This is a genomic window from Cupriavidus sp. GW821-FHT07C08 (assembly GCF_059419025.1).
Map to the genome: position 1 here is coordinate 1 of NZ_JBWKQZ010000020.1, position 22861 is coordinate 22861.

Annotated in this window: 25 protein-coding genes; 8 read left to right on the forward strand and 17 right to left on the reverse strand. The window is 66.3% G+C overall.

All coding sequences use genetic code 11. From position 1 onward, the window contains the following. The first annotated feature begins 297 nt into the window (after positions 1-297). Both AC07UK_RS23250 and AC07UK_RS23255 read left to right on the forward strand, forming a co-directional pair. Positions 298-1038 carry a glycine zipper 2TM domain-containing protein gene (locus tag AC07UK_RS23250; RefSeq protein WP_494686313.1) on the forward strand — a complete coding sequence of 247 codons (741 nt, stop codon included), beginning with the start codon at positions 298-300 and terminating at the stop codon, positions 1036-1038. A gap of 137 nt (positions 1039-1175) precedes the next feature. After that, positions 1176-2195, forward strand: a complete 1020-nt coding sequence (locus AC07UK_RS23255; RefSeq protein WP_436221206.1) for a hypothetical protein — start codon at positions 1176-1178, stop codon at positions 2193-2195. A 43-nt stretch (positions 2196-2238) separates the two neighbouring features. On the opposite strand, the gene iscX is transcribed toward AC07UK_RS23255, so the two are convergent. From iscX to uvrB, 15 genes are all read right to left on the reverse strand, one after another. Beyond that, entirely contained in the window at positions 2239-2433 is a 195-nt protein-coding gene (iscX, locus tag AC07UK_RS23260; RefSeq protein WP_436221205.1) for a Fe-S cluster assembly protein IscX, read from the reverse strand. 33 nt (positions 2434-2466) lie between these two features. After that, positions 2467-2805 (reverse strand): ISC system 2Fe-2S type ferredoxin, encoded by a 339-nt coding sequence (gene fdx / locus AC07UK_RS23265; protein WP_114134611.1) that lies wholly within the window; start codon positions 2803-2805, stop codon positions 2467-2469. 40 nt (positions 2806-2845) lie between these two features. Next, positions 2846-4711 carry a Fe-S protein assembly chaperone HscA gene (gene hscA, locus AC07UK_RS23270; RefSeq protein WP_494686314.1) on the reverse strand — a complete coding sequence of 622 codons (1866 nt, stop codon included), beginning with the start codon at positions 4709-4711 and terminating at the stop codon, positions 2846-2848. Positions 4712-4807: 96 nt separating this feature from the next. Continuing rightward, the gene (gene hscB / locus AC07UK_RS23275; protein WP_436221203.1) at positions 4808-5326 is read right to left on the reverse strand and encodes a Fe-S protein assembly co-chaperone HscB; all 519 of its coding nucleotides are present in this window, start codon (positions 5324-5326) and stop codon (positions 4808-4810) included. A gap of 63 nt (positions 5327-5389) precedes the next feature. Further along, positions 5390-5611: a DUF3565 domain-containing protein gene (locus AC07UK_RS23280; protein WP_010809023.1), complete on the reverse strand. Its 222-nt coding sequence runs from the start codon at positions 5609-5611 to the stop codon at positions 5390-5392. A gap of 24 nt (positions 5612-5635) precedes the next feature. Next, positions 5636-5956, reverse strand: a complete 321-nt coding sequence (iscA, locus tag AC07UK_RS23285; RefSeq protein ID WP_010809024.1) for an iron-sulfur cluster assembly protein IscA — start codon at positions 5954-5956, stop codon at positions 5636-5638. 43 nt (positions 5957-5999) lie between these two features. Continuing rightward, positions 6000-6398: a Fe-S cluster assembly scaffold IscU gene (iscU, locus tag AC07UK_RS23290; RefSeq protein ID WP_010809025.1), complete on the reverse strand. Its 399-nt coding sequence runs from the start codon at positions 6396-6398 to the stop codon at positions 6000-6002. A 67-nt stretch (positions 6399-6465) separates the two neighbouring features. Next, positions 6466-7689, reverse strand: coding sequence for an IscS subfamily cysteine desulfurase (locus AC07UK_RS23295; RefSeq protein WP_436223054.1), 1224 nt, complete (start codon positions 7687-7689; stop codon positions 6466-6468). A gap of 55 nt (positions 7690-7744) precedes the next feature. Then, positions 7745-8299, reverse strand: coding sequence for a Fe-S cluster assembly transcriptional regulator IscR (iscR, locus tag AC07UK_RS23300; RefSeq protein WP_114134615.1), 555 nt, complete (start codon positions 8297-8299; stop codon positions 7745-7747). Between the two features lie 105 nt (positions 8300-8404). Then, a complete protein-coding gene (locus AC07UK_RS23305) occupies positions 8405-10501 on the reverse strand; it encodes a site-specific recombinase (protein ID WP_494686315.1) in 2097 nt (698 codons plus the stop codon). A gap of 88 nt (positions 10502-10589) precedes the next feature. Then, on the reverse strand, positions 10590-11078 hold the full coding sequence (locus AC07UK_RS23310) for a low molecular weight protein-tyrosine-phosphatase (protein ID WP_436221201.1): 489 nt from the start codon (positions 11076-11078) through the stop codon (positions 10590-10592). Between the two features lie 91 nt (positions 11079-11169). After that, positions 11170-11412 (reverse strand): hypothetical protein, encoded by a 243-nt coding sequence (locus tag AC07UK_RS23315; RefSeq protein ID WP_316148966.1) that lies wholly within the window; start codon positions 11410-11412, stop codon positions 11170-11172. Between the two features lie 33 nt (positions 11413-11445). Further along, entirely contained in the window at positions 11446-11667 is a 222-nt protein-coding gene (locus AC07UK_RS23320) for a hypothetical protein (RefSeq protein ID WP_013956112.1), read from the reverse strand. Between the two features lie 20 nt (positions 11668-11687). Next, on the reverse strand, positions 11688-11987 hold the full coding sequence (locus tag AC07UK_RS23325) for a putative quinol monooxygenase (protein WP_013956111.1): 300 nt from the start codon (positions 11985-11987) through the stop codon (positions 11688-11690). A 66-nt stretch (positions 11988-12053) separates the two neighbouring features. Beyond that, positions 12054-14138, reverse strand: coding sequence for an excinuclease ABC subunit UvrB (uvrB, locus tag AC07UK_RS23330; RefSeq protein WP_436221200.1), 2085 nt, complete (start codon positions 14136-14138; stop codon positions 12054-12056). 239 nt (positions 14139-14377) lie between these two features. Between uvrB and AC07UK_RS23335 the strand changes: the two genes are divergently transcribed. Further along, complete coding sequence (locus tag AC07UK_RS23335) at positions 14378-15574, forward strand: amino acid aminotransferase (protein ID WP_494686316.1); 1197 nt, start codon at positions 14378-14380, stop codon at positions 15572-15574. Between the two features lie 312 nt (positions 15575-15886). Further along, positions 15887-17146 carry a polyhydroxyalkanoate depolymerase gene (locus AC07UK_RS23340; protein ID WP_436221199.1) on the forward strand — a complete coding sequence of 420 codons (1260 nt, stop codon included), beginning with the start codon at positions 15887-15889 and terminating at the stop codon, positions 17144-17146. Positions 17147-17198: 52 nt separating this feature from the next. On the opposite strand, the gene AC07UK_RS23345 is transcribed toward AC07UK_RS23340, so the two are convergent. After that, a complete protein-coding gene (locus tag AC07UK_RS23345) occupies positions 17199-17834 on the reverse strand; it encodes a TetR/AcrR family transcriptional regulator (RefSeq protein WP_013956107.1) in 636 nt (211 codons plus the stop codon). Between the two features lie 295 nt (positions 17835-18129). On the opposite strand from AC07UK_RS23345, the gene rsxB reads away from it, so the two are divergent. Together rsxB and nth are read left to right on the forward strand one after the other, a co-directional pair. Further along, a complete protein-coding gene (rsxB, locus tag AC07UK_RS23350) occupies positions 18130-18936 on the forward strand; it encodes an electron transport complex subunit RsxB (protein WP_494686341.1) in 807 nt (268 codons plus the stop codon). Then, positions 18933-19577, forward strand: coding sequence for an endonuclease III (gene nth, locus AC07UK_RS23355; protein WP_436221198.1), 645 nt, complete (start codon positions 18933-18935; stop codon positions 19575-19577). Before rsxB ends, nth begins: the two co-directional genes overlap by 4 nt. Before the next feature lie 22 nt (positions 19578-19599). Here the strand turns inward: nth and AC07UK_RS23360 are convergent, their stop codons facing one another. Beyond that, entirely contained in the window at positions 19600-20226 is a 627-nt protein-coding gene (locus AC07UK_RS23360) for a TetR/AcrR family transcriptional regulator (RefSeq protein WP_494686317.1), read from the reverse strand. An 84-nt stretch (positions 20227-20310) separates the two neighbouring features. On the opposite strand from AC07UK_RS23360, the gene AC07UK_RS23365 reads away from it, so the two are divergent. Together AC07UK_RS23365 and AC07UK_RS23370 are read left to right on the forward strand one after the other, a co-directional pair. Further along, positions 20311-21876 (forward strand): flavin-containing monooxygenase, encoded by a 1566-nt coding sequence (locus AC07UK_RS23365; protein ID WP_494686318.1) that lies wholly within the window; start codon positions 20311-20313, stop codon positions 21874-21876. Then, entirely contained in the window at positions 21873-22856 is a 984-nt protein-coding gene (locus AC07UK_RS23370; RefSeq protein WP_494686319.1) for an alpha/beta fold hydrolase, read from the forward strand. Before AC07UK_RS23365 ends, AC07UK_RS23370 begins: the two co-directional genes overlap by 4 nt. Positions 22857-22861: the final 5 nt, after the last annotated feature.

Consider the following 22861-nt stretch of genomic DNA (forward strand, 5'->3'; position numbering starts at 1 on the left):
TTGTCAACTTCACCCGAAGTTAACACCGTCCAATCCCGTTTACAACCTTTCCTATCGAGATGTGGGTAAAGGCAAGCGCCTGCGGGAGAGGGAGCACACAATCGGTAGTCGAGATCACTTCGCCAACTCATCGATTGTTACAGCCTGCGCCGCACCAGCCGACACTAGAAGCACCCAACCCATTGATATAAAAAGCTTTTTCCGCCTACATATATTTACAAAAACAAACGGAAAACGCAGCCCGCTTCGGCCACACTGGTTCCATCCCATCGCGGCCTTCGCCGCACCGGAGCCACAATGCAGAGCCAAGCCACCTCGCCAGACCACACCCCCGCCCCGCTGCCGCCGCAACGCCGGCTGCATCCGCTGATTGGCGCGGCGGCCGTGGCCGTGGTGATCGCCAGCCTGACCGCTGTCGCCGCCGTGACCGGCGTGCTGCCGATCAGCAAGGCCAACCCCGACCTGCAAACGCAACAAGGTCCGCAGGGCCCGCTGCCAGTCACCGCGGAAACCGCGCCCCCGCCGGGCAGCACCACGCGCCCACCGGTCTACGATGACGGCCAGCCGCGCCCGGCCAATCAGGACGCTGCCCGTTCGTCGCAAGCCGCACCGCGCACCGCCCCGGCACGCCAGGCCGCGCAGCGCGACAGCGAGCCGCGCGCCAGCCAGCGTGCCGACACCGAGCGCCAGGCAGCCAAGGGCAGCCCCTACGCCGGCCGTATCGTCTCCGTGACGCCGGTCGAGACCCAGAAGCCCAACACCAGCGGCCTGGGCGCGCTCGGCGGCGCCGTGGTGGGTGGCCTGCTGGGCAACCAGGTCGGCAAGGGCAACGGCCGCATCGTCGGCACCGTGGTGGGTGCCGTGGGCGGCGGCGTAGCCGGCAACCAGATCGAGAAGGCGGTCAGCAAGGACACGCATTACGAAGTGCGCGTGCGCATGGACGATGGCAACCACCGCAGCTTTACCTACGAGCAGAACCCTGGCGTGCAGGTGGGCCAGCGCGTGCACCTGGAGAATGGTGCGCTGGTGACCGGGTGACCGGGTGACCGCCCACCGCACGCGCCGGCGCATTTAGTGTGCCGTTACAAACCAAGGCCGGCTTGTCGTCGGCCTTTTTCATGGTCGCTTTGCTATGATTCTTGGGCGCCACCTCCCGGTGGACCGGAGTCCATACCATGCAGCCAGCCCCCCACAACACCTGCAGGATCTGGCAACGGCTTCTCCCACTGGCCGGCGCGCTGCTGCTGGCGCTGTCGCACCACGCGGCGCATGGGCAGGAATTGCTGCTGCTCGGCGGCCTCCAGTCGACGGAATCCCTCGGCGAGCGCAGCTACGGCTACGCCTACTCCTACCAGCACAACCTCGGCGAGAACTGGTACGCGACCTTCACCTACCTGAATGAAGGCCATGTCACCAACCATCACCGCGACGGCCACAGCGTCCAGCTTTGGTGGCGCTACCTGGCCCTGGACCGCAGGCTGACGCTGGCCCTCGGCGCCGGCCCTTACCGCTATTTCGATACTACCGACCAGCGCTCGGACGGCACCTACGACAACCACCACGGCTGGGGCGCGCTGCTGAGCGCTGCGGCAACCTGGTATGTGAACGGTGGCCCCTGGATGCTGCAGGCGCGCTACAACCGGACGCAGACGGCTTCGAGCATCAAGACCAACACGCTGCTGGTGGGCGTCGGCTACCAGCTCGATCGCGGTGACCGCGGCGGGCCGGTGGTGCCGCCGCCGGGCCGGACCGACAATGTCACGCAGAATGAGCTGACGGTGTTTCTTGGCGAAACCATCGTCAACAGCTTCGATTCACAGACTTCTTTCGCCAAAGCGGTGGAATACCGGCGCGGGCTGTGGCAATACGTGGACGGCACGGTCAGCTACATCAACGAGGGCGAAAACGCGGCGCTGCGCCGCAACGGCGTGGCCGCGCAGGCGTGGCTCACGCGCGCGTTCTTCCACGATAAGCTGACGCTCGGGGTCGGCGTGGGCCCGTACTATGCAGTCGACCTGAGCCAGAAAGGCCTGGGCGCGGCCAGCCCGCCGTCGCGCTGGTCCGGCCTGATGTCGATGTCGGCCAGCTACCGGCTCGGCAACCACTGGCTGACGCGGCTGACATGGAACCGCACCGTGACCGGCTACGACCGCGATACCGACGTGATCCTGGCGGGCGTCGGCTACCGCTTCTAAGCAAACAGGCCGGCGGAGCCGGCCTGTTTCAGGGCGTTCTTGCTTATTGGGATTCTTCGATCCAGGCGGCCTGGATCGCTTCCAGGATCTTCTCGCCGGAACGCTCCGGCATATCGGCAAAGCCATCCAGTTCCAGCACCCAGCGGCGCAGGTCGGTGAATCGCACCGACATGGGATCCACATCGGGATACTTGTCGTACAGGGCTGCCGCGATGTCGTAGGTATCGGTCCACTTCATGGGGTTATTCTCCGCTGAGGTCTGCCGGGCCGCTCAGTGGCCTTCCTTGGCGTGGTTGATGGTGTACTTCGGGATCTCGATGGTCAGGTCTTCCTCATCGACGATGGCCTGGCACGACAGCCGCGAATTCGGCTCCAGCCCCCAGGCCTTGTCGAGCAGGTCTTCTTCCTTCTCTTCGGCCTCGTTGAGCGAGTTGAAACCCTCGCGCACGATCACGTGGCAGGTGGTGCAGGCGCACGATTTCTCGCACGCATGCTCGATCGCGATGCCGTGCGAGAGCAGCGCATCGCAGACGCTGACACCCGCCTCGGCTTCAATCACCGTCCCATCCGGGCAGTATTCGACGTGGGGCAAAACTATGATCTGTGGCATCTCGTGTCCTGGTATCTGTAATGCGGTGCAGGCGTGGTGATCAGCCCAGCTCCTGCACCTTGCGCCCCGCCAGCGCGCTCTTGATCGAGCGGTCCATGCGGCGGGCAGCGAATTCGTCGGTGCCGAGCGACAGCTTTTCCACCGCGGCGTGGATGGCTTGGTGGTCGTCGCCGGTGGCGATCTCGCGCACCGTGGCCATCAGCGCTTCCACCGCAGTGCGCTCCTCGGCCGACAACAGGTCGCCATCGGTTTCCAGCGCGCGCTGCGTGGCCTCGACCAGCCGGTCGGCTTCGACGCGCTCTTCGGCCAGCGCGCGGCTCTTCATGTCGTGCTCGGCCTCGCGGAAGCTGTCCTGCAGCATGCGCGCGATATCGTCGTCGGCCAGGCCGTACGACGGCTTGACCGTGACCGAGGCCTCCACACCCGAATGGGTCTCGCGCGCGGTCACCGACAGCAGGCCGTCGGCGTCGACCTGGTAGGTCACGCGGATGCGCGCCGCGCCCGCCACCATCGGCGGGATGCCGCGCAGCTCGAAGCGCGCCAGCGAGCGGCAGTCGCTGGCCAGCTCGCGCTCGCCCTGCAGCACGTGGATCGCCATCGCGGTCTGGCCGTCCTTGAAGGTGGTGAATTCCTGCGCGCGCGCCACCGGGATGGTGCTGTTGCGCGGGATGATCTTCTCGACCAGGCCGCCCATGGTCTCGACGCCCAGCGACAGCGGGATCACGTCGAGCAGCAGCCAGTCTTCGCCCGGGGCATGGTTGCCGGCCAGCAGGTTGGCCTGCATCGCGGCGCCCAGCGCCACCACGCGGTCCGGGTCCAGGTTGGTCAGCGGGGTCTGGCCGAAGTAGTCGCCCACGGCCTTGCGGATCGATGGCATGCGCGTGGCGCCGCCCACCAGCACCACGCCCTTGACGTCATCGGGGGTCACACCGGCGTCGCGCAGCGCCTTGCGCACCGGCGCCAGCGTTTTCTGCACCAGGTGTGCGGTGATCTGTTCAAAGGTTTCGTCGGTCAGAGCCAGGTGAACGATCTCGCCGGAATCGAGCACGGCATCGATCACGGTACTGTCCGCTTCCGACAGCGCTTCCTTGGCCGCGCGCGCGCGCACCATCAGCAGGCGCATGTCCTGCGCCGACAGCGGCTGCAGGCCGGCCTGCTCGACGATCCAGCACAGCACGCGCTGGTCGAAATCGTCGCCGCCGAGCGCCGAGTCGCCGCCCGTGGCCATCACTTCGAACACGCCCTGCGTCAGCTTGAGCACCGAGATATCGAAGGTACCGCCGCCCAGGTCGTAGACCGCGTAAATGCCTTCCGACGCATTGTCCAGCCCGTAGGCAATAGCCGCCGCGGTCGGTTCGTTGAGCAGGCGCAGCACTTCCAGGCCGGCCAGGCGCGCGGCGTCCTTGGTCGCCTGGCGCTGGGCCTCGTCGAAGTACGCCGGCACGGTGATGACCGCGCCGACCAGGTCGTCGCCCAGCGTGTCTTCGGCGCGCTGGCGCAGCGTGGCGAGGATCTCGGCCGAGATCTCGACCGGGCTCTTCACGCCGGCCGCGGTCTTGATCTGCAACATGCCGGGCGCGTCGACGAAGTCGTATGGGCTGTGCTCGATATTGGCGATGTCGCGCAGGCCGCGGCCCATGAAGCGCTTGACCGAGACGATGGTGTTCTTGGGGTCGCGCACCGCTTCATCCTGGGCCCGGTAGCCGATATGCGTGGTGCGGTCCGGCAGGTAGCGCACGACCGACGGCAGCAGCGCGCGGCCGCGTTCGTCGCCCAGCACTTCGGGAATGCTGCTGCGTACTGCGGCCACCAGCGAGTTGGTGGTGCCGAGGTCGATGCCGACGGCCAGGCGGCGTTGGTGGGGCGCCGGCGACATGCCGGGTTCGGAAATCTGGAGCAGTGCCATGGTAATTCTTCGCTGTCTTGTGCGGCAGGGGAAGCCGCCATGCGGGCGGATCTCGCGCCGGGCGCCATTTTGTCACGGGCCCGGCAAACGTGCCGGTCAGTCTTCCAGCCGGTCGATGGCCTCGCTGGTATCGTGCTCGATCTTCTCGATAAACATCAGTTGCCGTACCGCGCCGCCGGCCGCCTCGTTGTCGCCGGAATCCAGCAGCGCGCCCAGTGTTTCGTGGCGCTCGCGCTTTTCCTGGCGCAGCTCGCGCAGCAGCGCATCGAGCCGGTCCACTGCGCGCTCTTCCACCGCTTCCTGCAGCGCTTCGCGCCATTCCATCTGCTGCATCAGGAAGGCCGGCGTCATGGCCGTGTTGTTTTCGGCCTGCACATCGACGCCGCGCAGCTTCAGCAGGTAGGTCGCGCGCCGCAACGGCTGCCGCAGCGTACGGTAGGCTTCATTGGCATGCGCGGCCCACTGCATGGCCACGCGACGCTCGGCGTCGCCCGCCTTGGCAAAGCGGTCCGGATGTGCCTGCGACTGCACGGTGCGGTATGCCGCATCCAGCGCGGCCTCGTCGACACCGTACTGCGCCGGCAGGCCGAACAGCGCAAAAAAATCGTCTTTCAACTGCTTCCCCAAGAAAAAGGAGCGGCCGCGCCGCCCCTTTGTCCATTGCCGCCACGGTGCCGCTCAGGCGGGCTTGCGTGCCCACTCGGCCGGCGGTTCGTTGCGGTCGCACTTCAGGCAGTTCACCCGCATGCCGATCATGCCGGCGCGGCCCTGCTCGCTTTGCGTCCATGGCCGCGACTGCCACGGCGGGTCGTGCCGCATATGCTGGCCGTGCCCGCATTCGAGTTCGGCCACCCAGTGGCCTTCCTCGTCCCGGCGGAACCCGACGATGCTGCGCTCCACCGGGGCTTGCTTGCGCTGGCGCGCTCAGACCGTGAAGGACTCGCCGCAGCCGCACTCGTCCTTGACGTTGGGGTTGTTGAAGCGGAAACCTTCGTTCAACCCTTCACGTGCGTAGTCGAGTTCGGTGCCGTCGATATACGGCAGGCTCTTGGCGTCGACGATGACCTTGATGCCGTGCGATTCGAACACCGCGTCTTCCGGCAGCAGCTCGTCCACATATTCCAGCTTATAGGCCAGGCCCGAGCAGCCGGTGGTCTTCACGCCCAGGCGCAGGCCCACGCCCTTGCCGCGGCGTTCCAGGTAGCGGGCCACATGCTTGGCCGCCTTCTCGGTCATGGTGATCATCGTTGCGTCTTCCTTCGTCGATGCCGTGGTCAGTGCGACAGAATCAGGCAGCCTTCTGCTCGGCGCCGTGCTTCTTCTTGTAGTCTTCGACGGCGGCCTTGATCGCGTCTTCGGCCAGGATCGAGCAGTGGATCTTCACCGGCGGCAGCGCCAGTTCTTCGGCGATTTGGGTGTTCTTGATCTCCAGCGCCTGATCCACGGTCTTGCCCTTGACCCACTCGGTCACGAGCGAGGACGAGGCAATGGCCGAGCCGCAGCCGTAGGTCTTGAACTTGGCGTCTTCGATCACGCCAGCCTCGTTGACCTTGATCTGCAGCTTCATCACGTCGCCGCAGGCCGGCGCGCCGACCATGCCGGTGCCGACCGCATCGTCGTTCTTGTCGAACGAACCGACGTTGCGGGGGTTTTCATAGTGGTCGAGAACCTTGGTGCTGTATGACATTTTGCTTACCTCTTGCGTATCTTTGCGGGGGTATTGCTTTTTGTACTGATGATCTGTGGCGGGCGCGTCAGTGCGCGGCCCACTGGATCGAATTCAGGTCGACGCCGTCCTTGAACATCTCCCACAGCGGCGACAGGTCGCGCAGCTTGCCGATCTTGCTCTTGAGCAGTTCGATGGTGTAGTCGATTTCCTGCTCGGTGGTGAAGCGTCCCACCGTGAAGCGGATCGAGCTGTGGGCCAGTTCATCGTTGCGGCCCAGCGCGCGCAGCACATACGACGGCTCCAGCGAGGCCGAGGTGCAGGCCGAACCCGACGACACCGCCACGTCCTTGATCGCCATGATCAGCGACTCGCCTTCGACGAAATTGAAGCTGACGTTCAGGTTGTGCGGCACGCGGTGTTCCAGGTCGCCGTTCAGGTAGACCTCTTCCATGTCCGACAGGCCGTTCCACAGGCGGTCGCGCAGCATGCGGATGCGTTCGTTTTCGGTCGCCATCTCTTCGCGGGCGATGCGGAAGGCTTCGCCCATGCCGACGATCTGGTGCGGGGCCAGCGTGCCCGAGCGCATGCCGCGCTCATGGCCGCCGCCGTGCATCTGCGCCTCGATGCGCACGCGCGGCTTGCGGCGCACGTACAGCGCGCCGATGCCCTTGGGGCCGTAGGTCTTGTGGGCCGAGAACGACATCAGGTCGCACTTCAGCTTGTTCAGGTCGATTGCCACCTTGCCGGTCGCCTGCGCGGCGTCGCAATGGAAGATGATGCCCTTCTCGCGGCAGATCTCGCCGATCTGCTCGACGTCCTGGATCACGCCGATCTCGTTGTTGACCAGCATCACCGAGACCAGGATGGTGTCCGGGCGCAGTGCCTGCTTGAACACTTCCATGTCGAGCAGGCCGTTTTCCTTCACGTCCAGGTAGGTCACTTCAAAGCCCTGGCGCTCCAGCTCGCGCGTGGTGTCGAGCACGGCCTTGTGCTCGGTCTTCAGGGTGATGAGATGCTTGCCCTTGCCCGAATAGAAGTTCGCGGCACCCTTGATCGCCAGGTTGTTCGATTCGGTCGCGCCCGACGTCCACACGATCTCGCGCGGGTCGGCGCCGACCAGTGCGGCCACCTGCTCACGCGCTTCTTCCACCGCGCGCTCTGCTGCCCAGCCGTACGCATGGCTGCGCGAGGCGGGGTTGCCGAACTGCTCGCGCAGGTACGGAATCATCTTGTCCGCCACGCGCGGGTCCACCGGCGTGGTGGCCGAGTAATCCATGTAGATGGGGAAATGTGGGGTGCTCATCGTTATGACTGCCTTGTTAGGGACCGCTGATCGCTGTTTTGCTGTCGTTGCCTGGGCGCGCTCAGGACTGCGCCAGGCTGAAAACTGAATTCACCATTCTGGCCCGGACCGGCTTTTCCTGCTTGTCGGCCTTGCCGCGCACCGCTGCCGCCGGCTGCGCGGCGTCTTCGCGCATGTCGTGCAGTACGGCCGCGGGCTGGCGCTCGCGCTGCTGGTCCACCAGGTTCTTGAGGGAAACGGAGTCGAGGTACTCGACCATCTTCTGGTTCAGCGTGGCCCACAGTTCGTGGGTCATGCAGCGCCCGGAGCCGTCATCTCCGTTACAATTGCCCTTGCCGCCGCATTGGGTGGCATCCAGGGGCTCGTCCACGGCGATGATGATGTCCGCCACGGTGACGTCTTCGGCCTTGCGCGCCAGACTGTAGCCGCCGCCCGGGCCGCGCACGCTTTCAACGATCTCGTGCCGGCGCAGCTTGCCAAACAGCTGTTCCAGGTAGGACAACGAGATCTTTTGCCGCTGGCTGATGCCGGCGAGCGTGACCGGTCCCTGGTCCTGGCGCATGGCCAGGTCGATCATCGCAGTGACCGCGAAGCGGCCTTTGGTGGTCAGTCTCATGGTGCAGGGCTCTGGGGGTGATGCCAATACTTGATCGTTTCCGTCAAGTATAAAGGTACCCGACTAATTCAGTCAACTACCCTGCCGCACCGCACCACGTCCCCATCACGCTTCGCGCCCGCCTGCGGCCGTCTCCGGGCCTGCCATGCGCGGCGGCATGACCAGCGACAGCGGGTGCGTCAGGATGCGCCGCCGCACGGCCGCGCTCAGCTCCGCGCGGTCCACGCGCCGCAGGTTGCGTGACCGCAGCGCCATATTGAACGCCAGCGCGAAGCTCACCGCCACGTTCAGCATCCCCATCAGCGCAATGCCCGCCACCGCCAGCCACAGCGACGGCATGCGCAGCGCATCCAGCCCCAGCACGCCGATGGCCGCGCCGACCGAGCCGGTCGACAGCGTCACATGGCGCACTTCCATATGCGGCCCGAAGAAGCTCAGGATTTCCGGCCCCAACCCCAGCAGCAGGCCCAGCGACACGTTGGCGACAATGCCCGACAGGTTGCGCTTCCAGAAATCCGCCAGCCGGGTGGCGCCGCGCGCACCCAGCACGTAGCGCAGGCGCCGGTTGTAGGCCATCACGTCATGCACGCGATGCAGCGCAAACCAGTTGTCGGCCCAGCCGGCAATCAGGCTGGACAGCCACAACAGCACGCCGGTGAAGGCGGCGTAGAGCGGTGTCGGGCCCAGGATCGAGAACGATTCGATGGTGGCAATCGCCCTGGCGGGCGTGATCAGGTTGGCGCCCAGCAGCTTGTGCGCCAGCCACTGGATGCCCAGCGCCACCGGGAACACCACCGCCAGGTTGCCGACAATCGCCGCCACGTTGGAACGGATCATGGCGATGGTGTCGTCGATGAATATCTCGCGTCCTTCCGGCCGCCCTGCCCCGTCCAGCCGGTGCGCCAGCGCCGGCCCGGTCATGGCCGGCTGCTTGGTCGCCAGCGTGAAGTGCGCAAAGTGGATGGCCAGGAAGCTGCCGGCGTAGTTGAGCGAGGCCAGCAACCCCTCACTGAACTTGTCCAGGTGCAGGCCGTAGATCAGGAACTTCAGGTACACCGTGGCGACCGAGACCAGGCCGCCGCCGGCCGCGGCGCGCACCAGTTCGGCGTATTCCTTGCGGTCGCGCGTGATGTAGTGCTCGCCGGTCTCGGCCGAGCGCTCCACCACCTTGCGCGCCAGCTGCGCGAACGAGGTCCCGGCCAGATGCGAGATGCTGCGCCGGGCCTGGGTCGATCGGATCAGTTCCGCCACCAGGTGCGCATGCATGCCGGGCCGGTGGGGCTCGACCCAGGCCGCCAGCAGCAGCTCGATGCGGCTGAGCTGCACCTTCATGCGCTCGATCTGGAACACCACCTCGATCGATACGCCGTTTTCTTCCAGGTCTTCATACACGTGGCGGATCGCGGCATGGCAGCCGTCCAGCAGCGCGCGGAAATAGTTCAGGCGATGGCCGAAGCTGTTGTCGTCATGGCGCAGGCCATCTTCACGCAAGGCCTGGATGGCCTCGTCAAGGCGGAAGAACGGCGTCTCGTCCACGCGCCCGGCCAGGCGTGAACGGATCGCCTGGCTCAGGCCGGTGGCGCGCACCTGGCTGACCAGCACCGCTATGCTGGTGGCCAGCGTCTGGCCCAGCGCATCGCGATAGTGCGCCATGCCCGCCGCTTCGCCTTCGGCGCTGCCGGCCTGCAGCACGCGCCCCAGCCGGGCCAGCAGCTCATCGTCGATGGCCTCGACCCACTCCGCGTCTTCATCCCCGACGAACACCAGCGCAAACAGCCCCGCCATGTCGCTGCGGTTGGGCGGCGGCGGCAGGAAGCGGTTCTGCAGCCGGCCCACCATCTCGCTGACGAAGCCCGGGTGCAGGGCCACGCCGGTATCGCAGAACAGGCCGGTGGGGTCGTTCTCGCGCACCAGGCTGCGCACGGTCAGGGCAAAACGTTCGGCCCAGTCGGGATGCCGCTCCAGCACCTGCAGCAGGTAGCGCAGCCGCACATGCTCGGGGTGGCTGCGGTCCGTGCCGGGCTCCTGGCTGCCGGCATCGGCGCCCAGCCCGCCATCGCGGCGGATCCAGAAGCCCAGCTCGATCAGCCAGCCGTTGCGCTCGGCCAGCGGGGCCTCAGGATCGGCCGCGGCCAGGATAGCGTCGAGCTGCAGGCTGGCATTGCGCGATTCGCGCCATTTGCGGAACAGTTTGCGAAGCATGGATTCTCGTGGGATCGGGCCGCCGGCCGCGGCGCTCGTGGCGTCGCGGCGCGGGCCGCAGAAGAAGCGACGGGGCGGGTGCCCGGGATCAGCCCGCGTTGCCTTGCAGGCGCTGGCGCAACTCGGCCACCAGGCCGTCGCAGGCATCTTCGATGTAGTCGAGCACGCGCTCGAAGCCATCGCCTTCGCCGTAGTACGGGTCCGGCACCTCGTCGGCGTCGTGGCGGGTGGCGAAGCTCATCAGCAGGCGCAGCTTGTCGCCGGCATCGGGGCGCAGCCGCGCCAGGCCGGCCAGGTTCTCGCGGTCCATCGCCAGGATCAGGTCGAAGCGGTCGAAGTCAGGCAGGCCGACCTTGCGCGCGCGCAGCGCGGACAGGTCATAGCCGCGCTGCAGCGCGTGGCGCTGGGTGCGGGGATCGGGCGCGCGGCCGAGGTGGTATTCATGCGTGCCCGCCGAATCCAGCTCCACCAGCGTGTCCAGCCCGGCCGCCGCCAGCTTGGCGCGCAGCACGCCCTCCGCCGTCGGGGAACGGCAGATGTTTCCCATGCAACACATCAGGATGGCGTATGTCTTCATCGGATCACGACTTGGCGGGAGTGGAATGGCAGGCGCACCGGCCCTCGGCAGGGCCGCCGGCCGGACAGCCCGCAATTCTACCCGCAGCCCTTCAGGCCAGTTGCTTGGCCAGCCGCTCGCCGTGCGCAAACCCGGCCACTTCCGCGGCTTCGCGCGATTTGTAGTGCTCGGTGATGCGCGAGGCCTCGGTCAGCGTGCCGGCGGCGCGGATATTGGTGCCGGGACGGCAGACGCGCACGGTGTAGGACCATTCGCTCTGTGAGCGCTGCCTGACCTGGACCTGCACTTCGTGGGTTTCATAGACCTTCTTCTTCCATTCACCGATTTCGGTCATTGTGGTTCTCCACGGAAAATGGGGGATGCCTGGCTAGTTGACCTCGCCGGCGTCGATCGCGCGCATGGCGCCGGCCTCCGCCAGCGCGATGGCCCCTTCGGGCGTGGGCGCGTCGCCCGCAATCGCCTCGAAGCTGGGGCCGGAAGGCTCGCCGAAGGCATCGGCGATGCGCATCTGCGCCGCAAACCCGCCTGCGGCATTCGGGACCGCGCTGACCACGACCGCGTAGCCGCCGTATTCAAACTGGCGTTCCATCGTAGCTCCTTCGTTCGCCATCAAGGCAGCTTGGCCGCCACCACCTCCAGCTTCTGGATCGGCGGCGTCCCCATGAACAGCTCCGGCGCCCTGGCCATCAGCGCCGCCGCAACCTTGCCGCCGAGGTGCGCCTCGCGCGCTGACTCATCGGGGAAAGCATCGAAGATGCCGAACATCGACGGGCCCAGCCGCAGCGCGAACCAGGCCGTGGTGCCGGCCTCCTGCTCCACCAGCGCGAGCCCGTCGCGCAGGAACTGCTCAACCTCCTGCTCCTTGCCCGGCCTGGCCTCCAGCGGTACCCACAGTCCAAGTTTTACCATGTTGCGCCTCCCGGATCAGGTGTGACGCATTTCACTATAGGCCAGCCGGAGCCGGCACCACGCGTATCAGGCGGGCGGCAGCGCGCCATCTCCGCTGGCGCCGAACACCTGCGCCTTGAGCTTGGCCAGCTGGTCGCGCACCTGCGCCGCCTGCTCGAACTCCAGGTTGCGGGCATGGTCGAGCATAAGCTTCTCCAGGCGCTTGATTTCCTTGGAGACCTGCTTCTCGCTCATGTCCTCGTAGCGGGCCTGCTCCTGCGCCGCCAGCAGCTCGGCCTTGGCATCGCTGACGCTGTAGACGCCGTCGATGATGTCCTTGATGCGCTTGACCACGCCGCGCGGGGTGATGCCGTTGGCCTCGTTGAAGGCGATCTGCTTGGCGCGGCGGCGCTCGGTCTCGCCAATGGCCTTCTTCATCGACTCGGTCATGCGGTCCGCATACAGGATGGCGGTACCGTTGACATTGCGCGCGGCGCGGCCGATGGTCTGGATCAGCGAGCGCTCGGCGCGCAGGAAGCCTTCCTTGTCCGCATCGAGGATTGCCACCAGCGACACCTCGGGAATATCCAGGCCCTCGCGCAGCAGGTTGATGCCCACCAGCACGTCGAAGGTGCCCAGGCGCAGGTCGCGGATGATCTCCACGCGCTCGACGGTGTCGATGTCCGAGTGCAGGTAGCGCACCTTGATCCCGTTCTCGGACAGGAACTCGGTCAGCTGCTCGGCCATGCGCTTGGTCAGCGTGGTCACCAGCACGCGTTCGCCAGCCTCGACGCGGGCGTGGATCTCGGACACCAGGTCGTCCACCTGCGTGGTCGCCGGGCGCACCAGGATGATGGGATCGACCAGCCCGGTCGGACGCACCACCTGCTCCACCACCTGCCCGGCATTCTCCTGCTCGAACTGCGCCGGCGTGGCCGAGACAAACATCACCTGGCGCATCTTGCGCTCGAATTCGTCGAACTTCAGCGGCCGGTTGTCCAGCGCCGAGGGCAGCCGGAAGCCGTACTCCACCAGCGTGGTCTTGCGCGCGCGGTCGCCGTTGTACATGCCGTTGAGCTGGCCGATCAGCACGTGCGACTCGTCCAGGAACATCAGCGCATCCGGCGGCAGGTAGTCGACCAGCGTCGGCGGCGGATCACCGGGGCGTGCACCGGACAGGTGCCGCGAATAGTTCTCGATGCCCTTGCAGAAGCCCAGCTCGGACAGCATTTCCAGATCGAAGCGGGTGCGCTGCTCCAGCCGCTGCGCCTCCACCAGCCGGTTTTCCTTGTGGAAAAACTCCAGCCGCTCGCGCAGCTCCGACTTGATCGCCTCGATCGCGCGCAGCACGGTCTCGCGCGGGGTCACATAGTGGCTCGACGGGTAGACCGTGAAGCGCGGGATCTTCTGGCGCACGCGGCCCGTGAGCGGGTCGAAGAAATGCAGCGACTCGACTTCGTCGTCGAACATCTCCAGCCGCACCGCCATCTCGGCATGCTCGGCCGGGAAAATGTCGATGGTGTCGCCGCGCACGCGGAAGGTGCCGCGCTGAAAGTCGGTCTCGTTGCGGGTGTACTGCATCGCGATCAGACGCGCGATCACATCGCGCTGGCTGATCTTGTCGCCGGCCCGCAAGGTGAGAATCATCTGGTGGTATTCGGTCGGGTTGCCGATACCATAGATCGCCGAGACGGTTGCCACGATGATGGTGTCGCGGCGCTCCAGCAGGCTCTTGGTTGCCGACAGCCGCATCTGCTCGATATGCTCGTTGATCGATGAGTCCTTCTCGATGAACAGGTCGCGCTGCGGGACGTAGGCCTCGGGCTGGTAGTAGTCGTAGTAGCTGACGAAGTACTCGACGGCGTTGCGCGGGAAGAATTCACGGAATTCCGCATAGAGCTGCGCCGCCAGCGTCTTGTTCGGGGCAAACACGATGGCCGGCCGCCCCATGCGGGCAATCACGTTGGCCATGGTGAAGGTCTTGCCCGAGCCCGTCACGCCCAGCAGCGTCTGGAACGACAGGCCGTCATCCACCCCCTCCACCAGTTGCCGGATGGCCTCCGGCTGGTCGCCGGCGGGCGGGAACGGCTGGTACAGCTGGAACGGGGAGCCGGGAAATGTGACGAATTTGTCTTCGTCCAGGGCCGGCGCGGCTTCGGCAAGGTTCGACATAAGGGGCGTGGTGGCTGGAGAAGTAGCGGTACGAGTAAGGAAAGAAATAACGAAAGAAGGCGCGGCGAGATTAGGGAAAAACCTCAGGAAAACGGGCGGATACGCTAGAATCTTGGGGTTGACAGCCCCCGCTTCAAGCCACTTCCCGCCGGAAGGGAACGGGGCCTGCCAGCCGCCAGCGCAGTCCGAAGCATTCTACGCCTTCCCGTTTTCATTCATTGCCGACCACGAGATTCCAAATGAGTTTGTTTTCTGCCGTCGAGATGGCCCCGCGCGACCCGATCCTGGGCCTCAACGAAGCCTTCAATGCCGATACCCGCCCGACCAAGGTCAACCTGGGCGTTGGCGTGTACTTCACCGACGAAGGGAAAATCCCCCTGCTGCGCGCCGTCCAGGAGGCAGAAAAGGCCCGTCTGACCACCGCCACCCCGCGTGGCTACCTGCCGATCGAAGGTATCGCCGCCTATGACCAGGCCGTGCAGACGCTGCTGTTCGGCAAGGAATCGCCGCTGATCACCGAAGGCCGCGTAGTGACGGCACAGGCACTCGGCGGCACCGGCGCGCTGAAGATCGGCGCCGACTTCCTGAAGCGCCTGTACCCGGACGCCAAGGTCGCCATCAGCGACCCGAGCTGGGAAAACCACCGCGCACTGTTCGAATCCGCCGGCTTCCCGGTGGTCAACTATGCCTACTACGACGCCCCCAGCCACGGCCTGAACTTTGCCGGCATGGTGGAATCGCTGAAGTCGTTCCCGGCTAACACCATCGTCGTGCTGCACGCCTGCTGCCACAACCCGACCGGCGTGGACCTGTCGCCCGAGCAGTGGAAGCAGGTGGTGGAACTGGTCAAGGAACGCAACCTGATCCCGTTCCTGGACATGGCCTACCAGGGCTTTGCCGACGGCATCGACCCGGACGGCGCCGCCGTGCGCCTGTTCGCGGACTCCGACCTGCCCTTCTTCGTGTCGAGCTCGTTCTCGAAGAGCTTCTCGCTGTACGGCGAGCGCGTGGGCGCGCTGTCGATCGTCACCACCAGCAAGGAAGAAGCGCAGCGCGTGATGTCGCAGGTCAAGCGCGTGATCCGCACCAACTATTCCAACCCGCCGACGCACGGCGGCACCGTGGTCGCCAGCGTGCTGAACAGCCCGGAACTGCGCGCCATGTGGGAAGAAGAACTGGCCGAGATGCGCGACCGCATCAAGCTGATGCGCCATGCGCTGGTGGACAAGCTGGCCGCCAAGGGCGTGCCGGGCGACTTCTCCTTCGTCAAGGCACAGCGCGGCATGTTCTCATACTCGGGCCTGACCTCGGCCCAAGTGGATCGCCTGCGCAATGAGCACGGCATCTACGCCGTCGGCACCGGCCGCATCTGCGTGGCCGCGCTGAACAGCCGCAACATCGACGCCGTCGTCGATGCGATCGCGGCTGTGATGTAAAAGCCCTGTGGAGTCGCCACTCTGCAACGGGTGGCGACTGGCGCAAGCATCACAAAGCAATGCACAAAAAGCGGCTTCGGCCGCTTTTTGCATTTGTTTGCAATTTATCAGCCAAATGTCATCCAGAAATCAGCCTTTTACCTTATTGTTTTCCGCAGCAATGGATGTACCTTAAGGTATATGCTGCAGAGCAAGATCGTTAGCACGGTCGTTCGGTTAAGGGCATAATCGGCGCCACGATCCACGGTGTATTGTCAGTACATTAGTACCTGGTAGTACGTACCTCATAGCTAGACCCCAGGCAGAAAAGGCATGCTCTACCAATTGCATGAGTTCCAGCGTTCGATCCTGCACCCGCTGACCGCGTGGGCCCAGGCGACGGCCAAGACCTTCACCAACCCCCTCAGCCCGCTCTCGCTGGTTCCCGGCGCACCCCGCCTGGCTGCCGGCTATGAACTGCTGTACCGGCTCGGCAAGGAATACGAAAAACCGGCATTCGACATCAAGTCGGTGCGCTCAAACGGGCGCGACATCCCCATCGTCGAGCAGACCGTGCTCGAGAAGCCCTTCTGCAAGCTGGTGCGCTTCAAGCGCTATGCCGACGACCCGGACACCATCAAGCTGCTCAAGGATGAGCCGGTGGTGCTGGTGGCCGCGCCGCTGTCGGGCCACCATGCCACGCTGCTGCGCGACACGGTGCGCACGCTGCTGCAGGACCACAAGGTCTACGTGACCGACTGGATCGACGCACGCATGGTGCCGGTGGAGGATGGCACGTTCCACCTGTCCGACTACATCTACTACATCCAGGAATTCATCCGCCACATCGGCGCCGAGAACCTGCATGTGATCTCGGTGTGCCAGCCCACGGTACCGGTGCTGGCCGCGATCTCGCTGATGGCCTCGGCCGGCGAGAAGACGCCGCGCACCATGACGATGATGGGCGGCCCGATCGACGCCCGCAAGAGCCCCACCGCGGTCAACTCGCTGGCGACCAACAAGTCGTTCGAGTGGTTCGAGAACAACGTCATCTACACCGTGCCGGCCAACTACCCCGGCCACGGGCGCCGTGTCTACCCGGGCTTTTTGCAGCATGCCGGTTTCGTGGCGATGAACCCGGACCGGCACCTTTCCTCGCACTATGATTTCTACCTGAGCCTGGTCGAGGGCGATGCGGACGACGCCGACGCCCACGTGCGCTTCTACGACGAATACAACGCGGTGCTCGACATGGCCGCCGAGTACTACCTCGACACCATCCGCGAGGTGTTCCAGGAGTTCCGCCTGGCCAACGGCACCTGGGCCATCGACGGCAATCCGGTGCGGCCGCAGGACATCAAGAGCACCGCGCTGATGACCGTCGAGGGCGAGCTTGACGACATCTCCGGCGCGGGCCAGACCGCCGCGGCGCACGACCTGTGCGCCGGCATCCCGAAAGCTCGCAAGCAGCACCTGAATGCGGAACACTGCGGCCACTACGGCATCTTCTCGGGCCGGCGCTGGCGCGAGGAGATCTACCCGCAGCTGCGCGACTTTATCCGCAAGTACCACCAGGCCTTGGCCACCAAGTAAAAAAACGCCCGCGATCGCGGGCGTTTCTTCTTGCGGGGCCGGGCCGGGAGGTTCAGTGCTTCTTCAGGTAGCTGAGCAGCATTTCCGAGTGCAGCTCGGCAAAGCGCTCATGCTCCTGCTGCGAGGCCACGTCGCGGCCGATCACGGCACTGATGGTGTAGCGGTTGGACAGCACGTAGTAGCCCAGCGCGGAAATCGTCAGGTAGAACTGCGGCACGTCGATATTGTCGCGGAACACGCCTTGCTCCTGCCCGCGCCGGATCACGTCGGCCAGTACATCCACCACCGGGTTGATCAGCTGCTGCAGCTGTGCCGACTTCTTCAGATGCCGGGCCTCGTGCAGGTTCTCGCTGTTGACCAGGCGGATGAACTCCGGATGCTCGTAATACCAGTCCCAGACGAAACGCGCCAGCGTGCGCACGCCCTGGACCGGGTCTTCGTCGACGAGGTGCAGCTGCTCCTCGTCGGCGCGGAAATTGGCGTATTGCTTCTCGAGCACCGCCAGGAAGAGGCCTTCCTTGCTGCCGTAGTAGTAGTACAGCATGCGTTCGTTGGTTTCCGCGCGCCGGGCAATCTGGTCGACGCGGGCGCCGGCCAGACCCCCCTTGGCGAATTCCTCGGTGGCCGCAGCGAGGATGCGTCGGCGCGTCCCTTCCGGGTCGCGTTTGGTCTTGGGCTCAGTTGACATGGGGTGGCTGGTCGATCGTTGCGCGGATTATGGCATAGGCCGGAATGCGGCAATCCGGCGGTGCGCGCATCATCGCCGTTTCTGCCCGCCGGCGAAATCGGGGATAATCCTTGCGGCGCGATGGCTCGCAGGGGTTCACAGAAATCCCAGTGCCGCAGGGTCGCTGGCCTATTGTCCGCCGCAGGGTTCGGCTGTTATGTCGCCAAACCCTCACAGTGCCCCGTAAATTTCGTGTCTTGACCGTTCTGATCCGGCCTTGGTCCCTGTTTTGTCCCCTGATTTCCTGCCCGTAGTCGTGAATCCCGCCGTCAAGTCCCTCGCCGACCGCATCGAAGCGCTGCTGCCCCAGACCCAGTGCACCAAATGCGGCTTCAACGGCTGCCGCCCCTACGCTGAAGCCATGGCCAGCGGCGAAGCCGCCTGCAACCGCTGCCCGCCCGGTGGCGCGGAAGGGATCGTGCGCCTGGCCGCGGTGCTGGGCACCGAACCGCTGCCGCTGGACCCGGAACGAGGCAGCGAACAGCCGCGCGCGGTGGCCCGCATCGACGAAAGCCTTTGCATCGGCTGCACGCTTTGCATCCAGGCCTGCCCGGTCGATGCCATTGCCGGCGCCGCCAAGCAGATGCATACGGTGATCCCTGACTGGTGCACCGGCTGCGACCTGTGCGTGGCGCCCTGCCCGGTCGACTGCATCGACATGGTCCCGGTCACCGGCGAACGCACCGGCTGGGCCGCGTGGTCGCAGGCGCAGGCCGATGCCGCGCACGCGCGCTACCTGGCGCGCAATGCGCGACTGGTGCGCGAGCGCGAGGAAAACGACGCGCGCCTGGCCGCCAAGGCCGCCGCCAAGCTGGCCGCGGTGCAGGCCGAAGAGCCGGAGAACGATGCCGAGCGCGCCGCGCAGGAACGCAAGCGCGCCATCATCCAGGCCGCGATCGAACGCGCCCGGCAGAAGCAGCAGGCCGCGCAGCCGCGCAACACGGAGAACGTCTCGGCTGCGGTGCAGGCCCAGATCGACGCCGCCGAAGCACGGCGCGCGCGTGCAGGGCTTACCAGGCCTGGATCCGACCAGAACGCCAATACCGACCCAGAAGAAAAATGAACGCCGCCAAGTGCCGTGCCATCTTTGAGACGCTGCGCGAAACCAACCCAGCCCCGGCCACCGAGCTGGAATACAGCTCGCCGTTCGAGCTGCTGATCGCCGTGCTGCTGTCGGCGCAGGCGACCGACGTCGGCGTCAACAAGGCCACGCGGCGGCTGTTCCCGGTGGCGCATACCCCGCGGCAGATGCTGGACCTGGGCGAAGCCGGCCTCAGCGAGTACATCAAGACCATCGGGCTGTACAAGACCAAGGCGAAGCACGTGATTGAAACCTGCCGCATCCTGGTCGAGCGCCACGGCGGCAAGGTCCCGCCCGATCGCGAAGCGCTAGAGGCCCTGCCGGGCGTGGGCCGCAAGACCGCCAACGTGGTGCTCAACACCGCGTTCGGCGAGCCCACCATCGCGGTGGACACGCATATCTTCCGGGTAGCGAACCGCACCGGGCTGGCGCCGGGCAAGACTGTGCAGATCGTCGAGCAGAAGCTGCTCAAGTGCGTGCCGCATGAGTTCCTGCACGATGCCCACCACTGGCTGATCCTGCACGGCCGCTACGTCTGCAAGGCGCGCAAGCCCGAGTGCTGGCACTGCGTGATCGAGCCGCTATGCGAGTTCAGGGAAAAGACGCCGGCGCCGCAGCTGTAACGCGGGCCCAGGGTCCTGTTCCCTAGTCCGGCTCGTGCGCCAGCACCAGGGCCAGCTGTAGCGCCGTGCGCGCGACCTCCTCCACATCGGGCGCGTAGCCGTGCGTGATCCAGCGCAGGGCGATGTGGACCACCCCGCCCGCCACCCCCGCCCCCAGCAACGGATCCAGCTTGCGTCCCGGCGGCAGCAGCGCATGCGCCAGCAGCCCGCCGAATTCATCCAGCGAATCCGCCAGCGCCCCGTCGACCAGCTTGCTGACGCCGCGGATTTCCACCAGGAACACCCGCGCTGAACGCGGCTCGCGCTGCAGCGCCCCGAAATAGGCGCGCAGCATGGCCAGCGCGCGTTGCTGGCCGTCGCCTCCGGCCCCCTCGCCCGCCAGGGCGAGAGTGTGCAGCAAGCGGTGGGTCACCGTTTGAAACGATGCCAGCAGCAAGGCCTCGCTGTTGGCGAACGACTCATAGAAATACCGTTCGGTCAGGCCCGCGGCCTCGCACACGGCCTTGACGGTGGCGTTCTGGTAGCCACGCTCGCCGTAGACCTGCACGGCCGCGGCAATCAGCTGCACACGGCGCTGGGCACGTCGTTCCTCGGCTTCGGCGCCGCGGTAGCGGCGCGCGGGGGTGAGCTCGGTCGTCATGCGCGCCATTATGACATTCCCTATTGTCAGATTACTTGCCGGATCGCTTCTGACAATCTATGTTGTCAGAAGTGCCACTCGTCCGGATCCGCCATGACCGCCCCAAGTTCCGATGACGCAGTCCTCGATGTCCTGATCGTAGGCGCCGGCCTGTCCGGCATCGGCGCCGCGCGCCAGCTGCAAATGCGCTGCCCCGGCAAGCGCTACGCCATCCTGGAGGCGCGCGAGGCCATGGGCGGCACCTGGGACCTGTTCCGCTACCCCGGCATCCGCTCGGATTCGGACATGTACACGCTGGGCTACCGCTTCAAGCCCTGGCGCGGCGCCAAGGCCATCGCCGACGGGCCGTCGATTCGCGCCTACATCCGCGAAACCGCCGAAGAGGCCGGCATCACGTCACATATCCGCTTTGGCCATCGGGTCGTCAGCGCGGCATGGGACAGCGCCGCAGCCTGCTGGACGGTCGAAGCCGAACACACGGCGGACCACAGCCGGCTGTGCCTGCGCGCACGCTTGCTCTATGTGTGCGCAGGCTATTACAGCTACGCCGAGGGCCACCGGCCCGAATTTCCAGGCGAAGCGCAATTCCGCGGCAGCATGGTGCATCCGCAGTTCTGGGACGAATCGCTCGACTACGCCGGCAAGCGCGTGGTGGTGATCGGCAGCGGCGCCACGGCGGTCACGCTGGTGCCGGCCATGGCGAAAAGCGCCGCGCACGTGACGATGCTGCAGCGCTCTCCCACCTATATCGTGACGCGCCCCGGCGAGGACGCCATCGCCCACAGGCTGCGCCGCGTGCTGCCGGAGCGGCTGGCCTACGCCGCCACGCGCTGGAAGAACGTGCTGCTGGGCATGATGTTCTTCCAGTTGGCGCGGCGCCGGCCGGACCGCGTCAGGCAGCGCCTGATCGGCATGGCGGCAGCGCAACTGGCGCCAGGCTATGACGTCGGCACCCACTTCACGCCCCGCTACAGGCCGTGGGACCAGCGCCTGTGCCTGGTGCCCGACGGCGACCTGTTCCGCGCGATCCGCGACGGGCGCGCATCGGTGGTGACCGATACCATCGACCGGTTCACCGAAGACGGCATCGTGCTGGCCAGCGGCAAGACGCTGGCCGCGGATGTCGTGGTGGTGGCCACCGGCCTCAAGCTGAACATGCTGGGCGACATTGCGCTCACCGTGGACGGCCAGCCGCGCCGCCCCGCCGAATGCCTGGCCTACAAGGGGATGATGCTGAGCGATGTGCCCAACCTCGTGCTGGCCTTCGGGTACACCAATGCCTCGTGGACGCTCAAGGCCGACCTCACGGCCGAGTACGTCTGCCGCCTGCTGCGTCATATGGATCGCCACGCCCACCGCATTGCCGTGCCGCGCGCCCCGGCTGACGTTGAGCCGACCCCGTTCCTGGATTTCACCTCCGGCTACGTGCAGCGTGCCGCCACCGTGCTGCCCCGGCAAGGGCATCGCAAGCCATGGCGCGTGCACCAGAACTACCTGAAGGACCTGCTGACGATCCGGCACGGGCGCATCGCAGACGGCGTGTTGCAGTTCGATGTCCCGCCTCCCTCTCCCCTGGCACACCGAGCGCACCGGGACAGCCAGCACACCACGGACAACAACACGGTGCCGGCCGTTGCCGCCAGCAAGGTGCAATCATGACCATCGTCCTGACCGTCTTCGCGGTGCTGATCGGGCTGATCCTGGCGCTGGGCGCGTCGCTGTATCTGTACACGTGGCGCACCGCGCGGCGCATCGAAGCCGCCATGCCGCCGCCCGGCCGCTTTGTCGACGTGCCCGGCGCGCGGCTGCATGTGGTGGAGCGCGGCCAGGGCCCGGCGGTGCTGCTGGTGCATGGCTTGTCTGGCCAGCTTGAGAATTTTGGCTACGGCATGATCGGGCCGCTTGCCGAGCACTTCCGCGTGATCGCCGTCGACCGCCCCGGCGCGGGCCACTCCACACGCACGCCGGGCAGCGCCGCGGACCTGCCGGCGCAGGCCGCAGCGCTCGCCGCGCTGTGCGACAAGCTTGGCCTGGAGCGTCCGCTGGTGGTGGGCCATTCGCTGGGCGGTGCGATTGCGCTGGCGCTGGCCATCGACCACCCCGAGCGTGTGGGCGGGCTGGCACTGATCGCGCCGCTCACGCACCCGCCCAAGGCGATCTCGCCGGTATTCCAGGCCATGACCGTGCACAGCGCGTGGCTGCGCCGGCTGATGGCATGGACGCTGGTGGTGCCGATGTCGATACGGCGCCGCGAAGCCGTGATGGACATCGTATTCGGCCCGGACCCGGTGCCGGACGACTTCCCGACGCGCGGAGGCGGCCTGCTGGCGCTGCGGCCCCGCCACTTCCTGGCCGCGTCCGAAGACCTGATTGGTGCCGCGCATAGCCTGCCGGCGCTGCTGCACCGCTATGGCACGCTGCGCGTGCCGGTCAGTGTCCTCTATGGCCGCGAGGACCGTATCCTGGACTTTGCCGAGCATGGCGAAGCGCTTGTCGCCAAGGTCCCGGGCGCCACGCTGACATTGGTCAGCGGCGGGCATATGCTGCCGGTGACCGCCATCGATACCAGCGTCGATTTCGTCCGCGACGCCGCCGCCCGGCTGCATGTACCCGCGCCGGCCCAGGCACAGGTCGCCTGACCCAA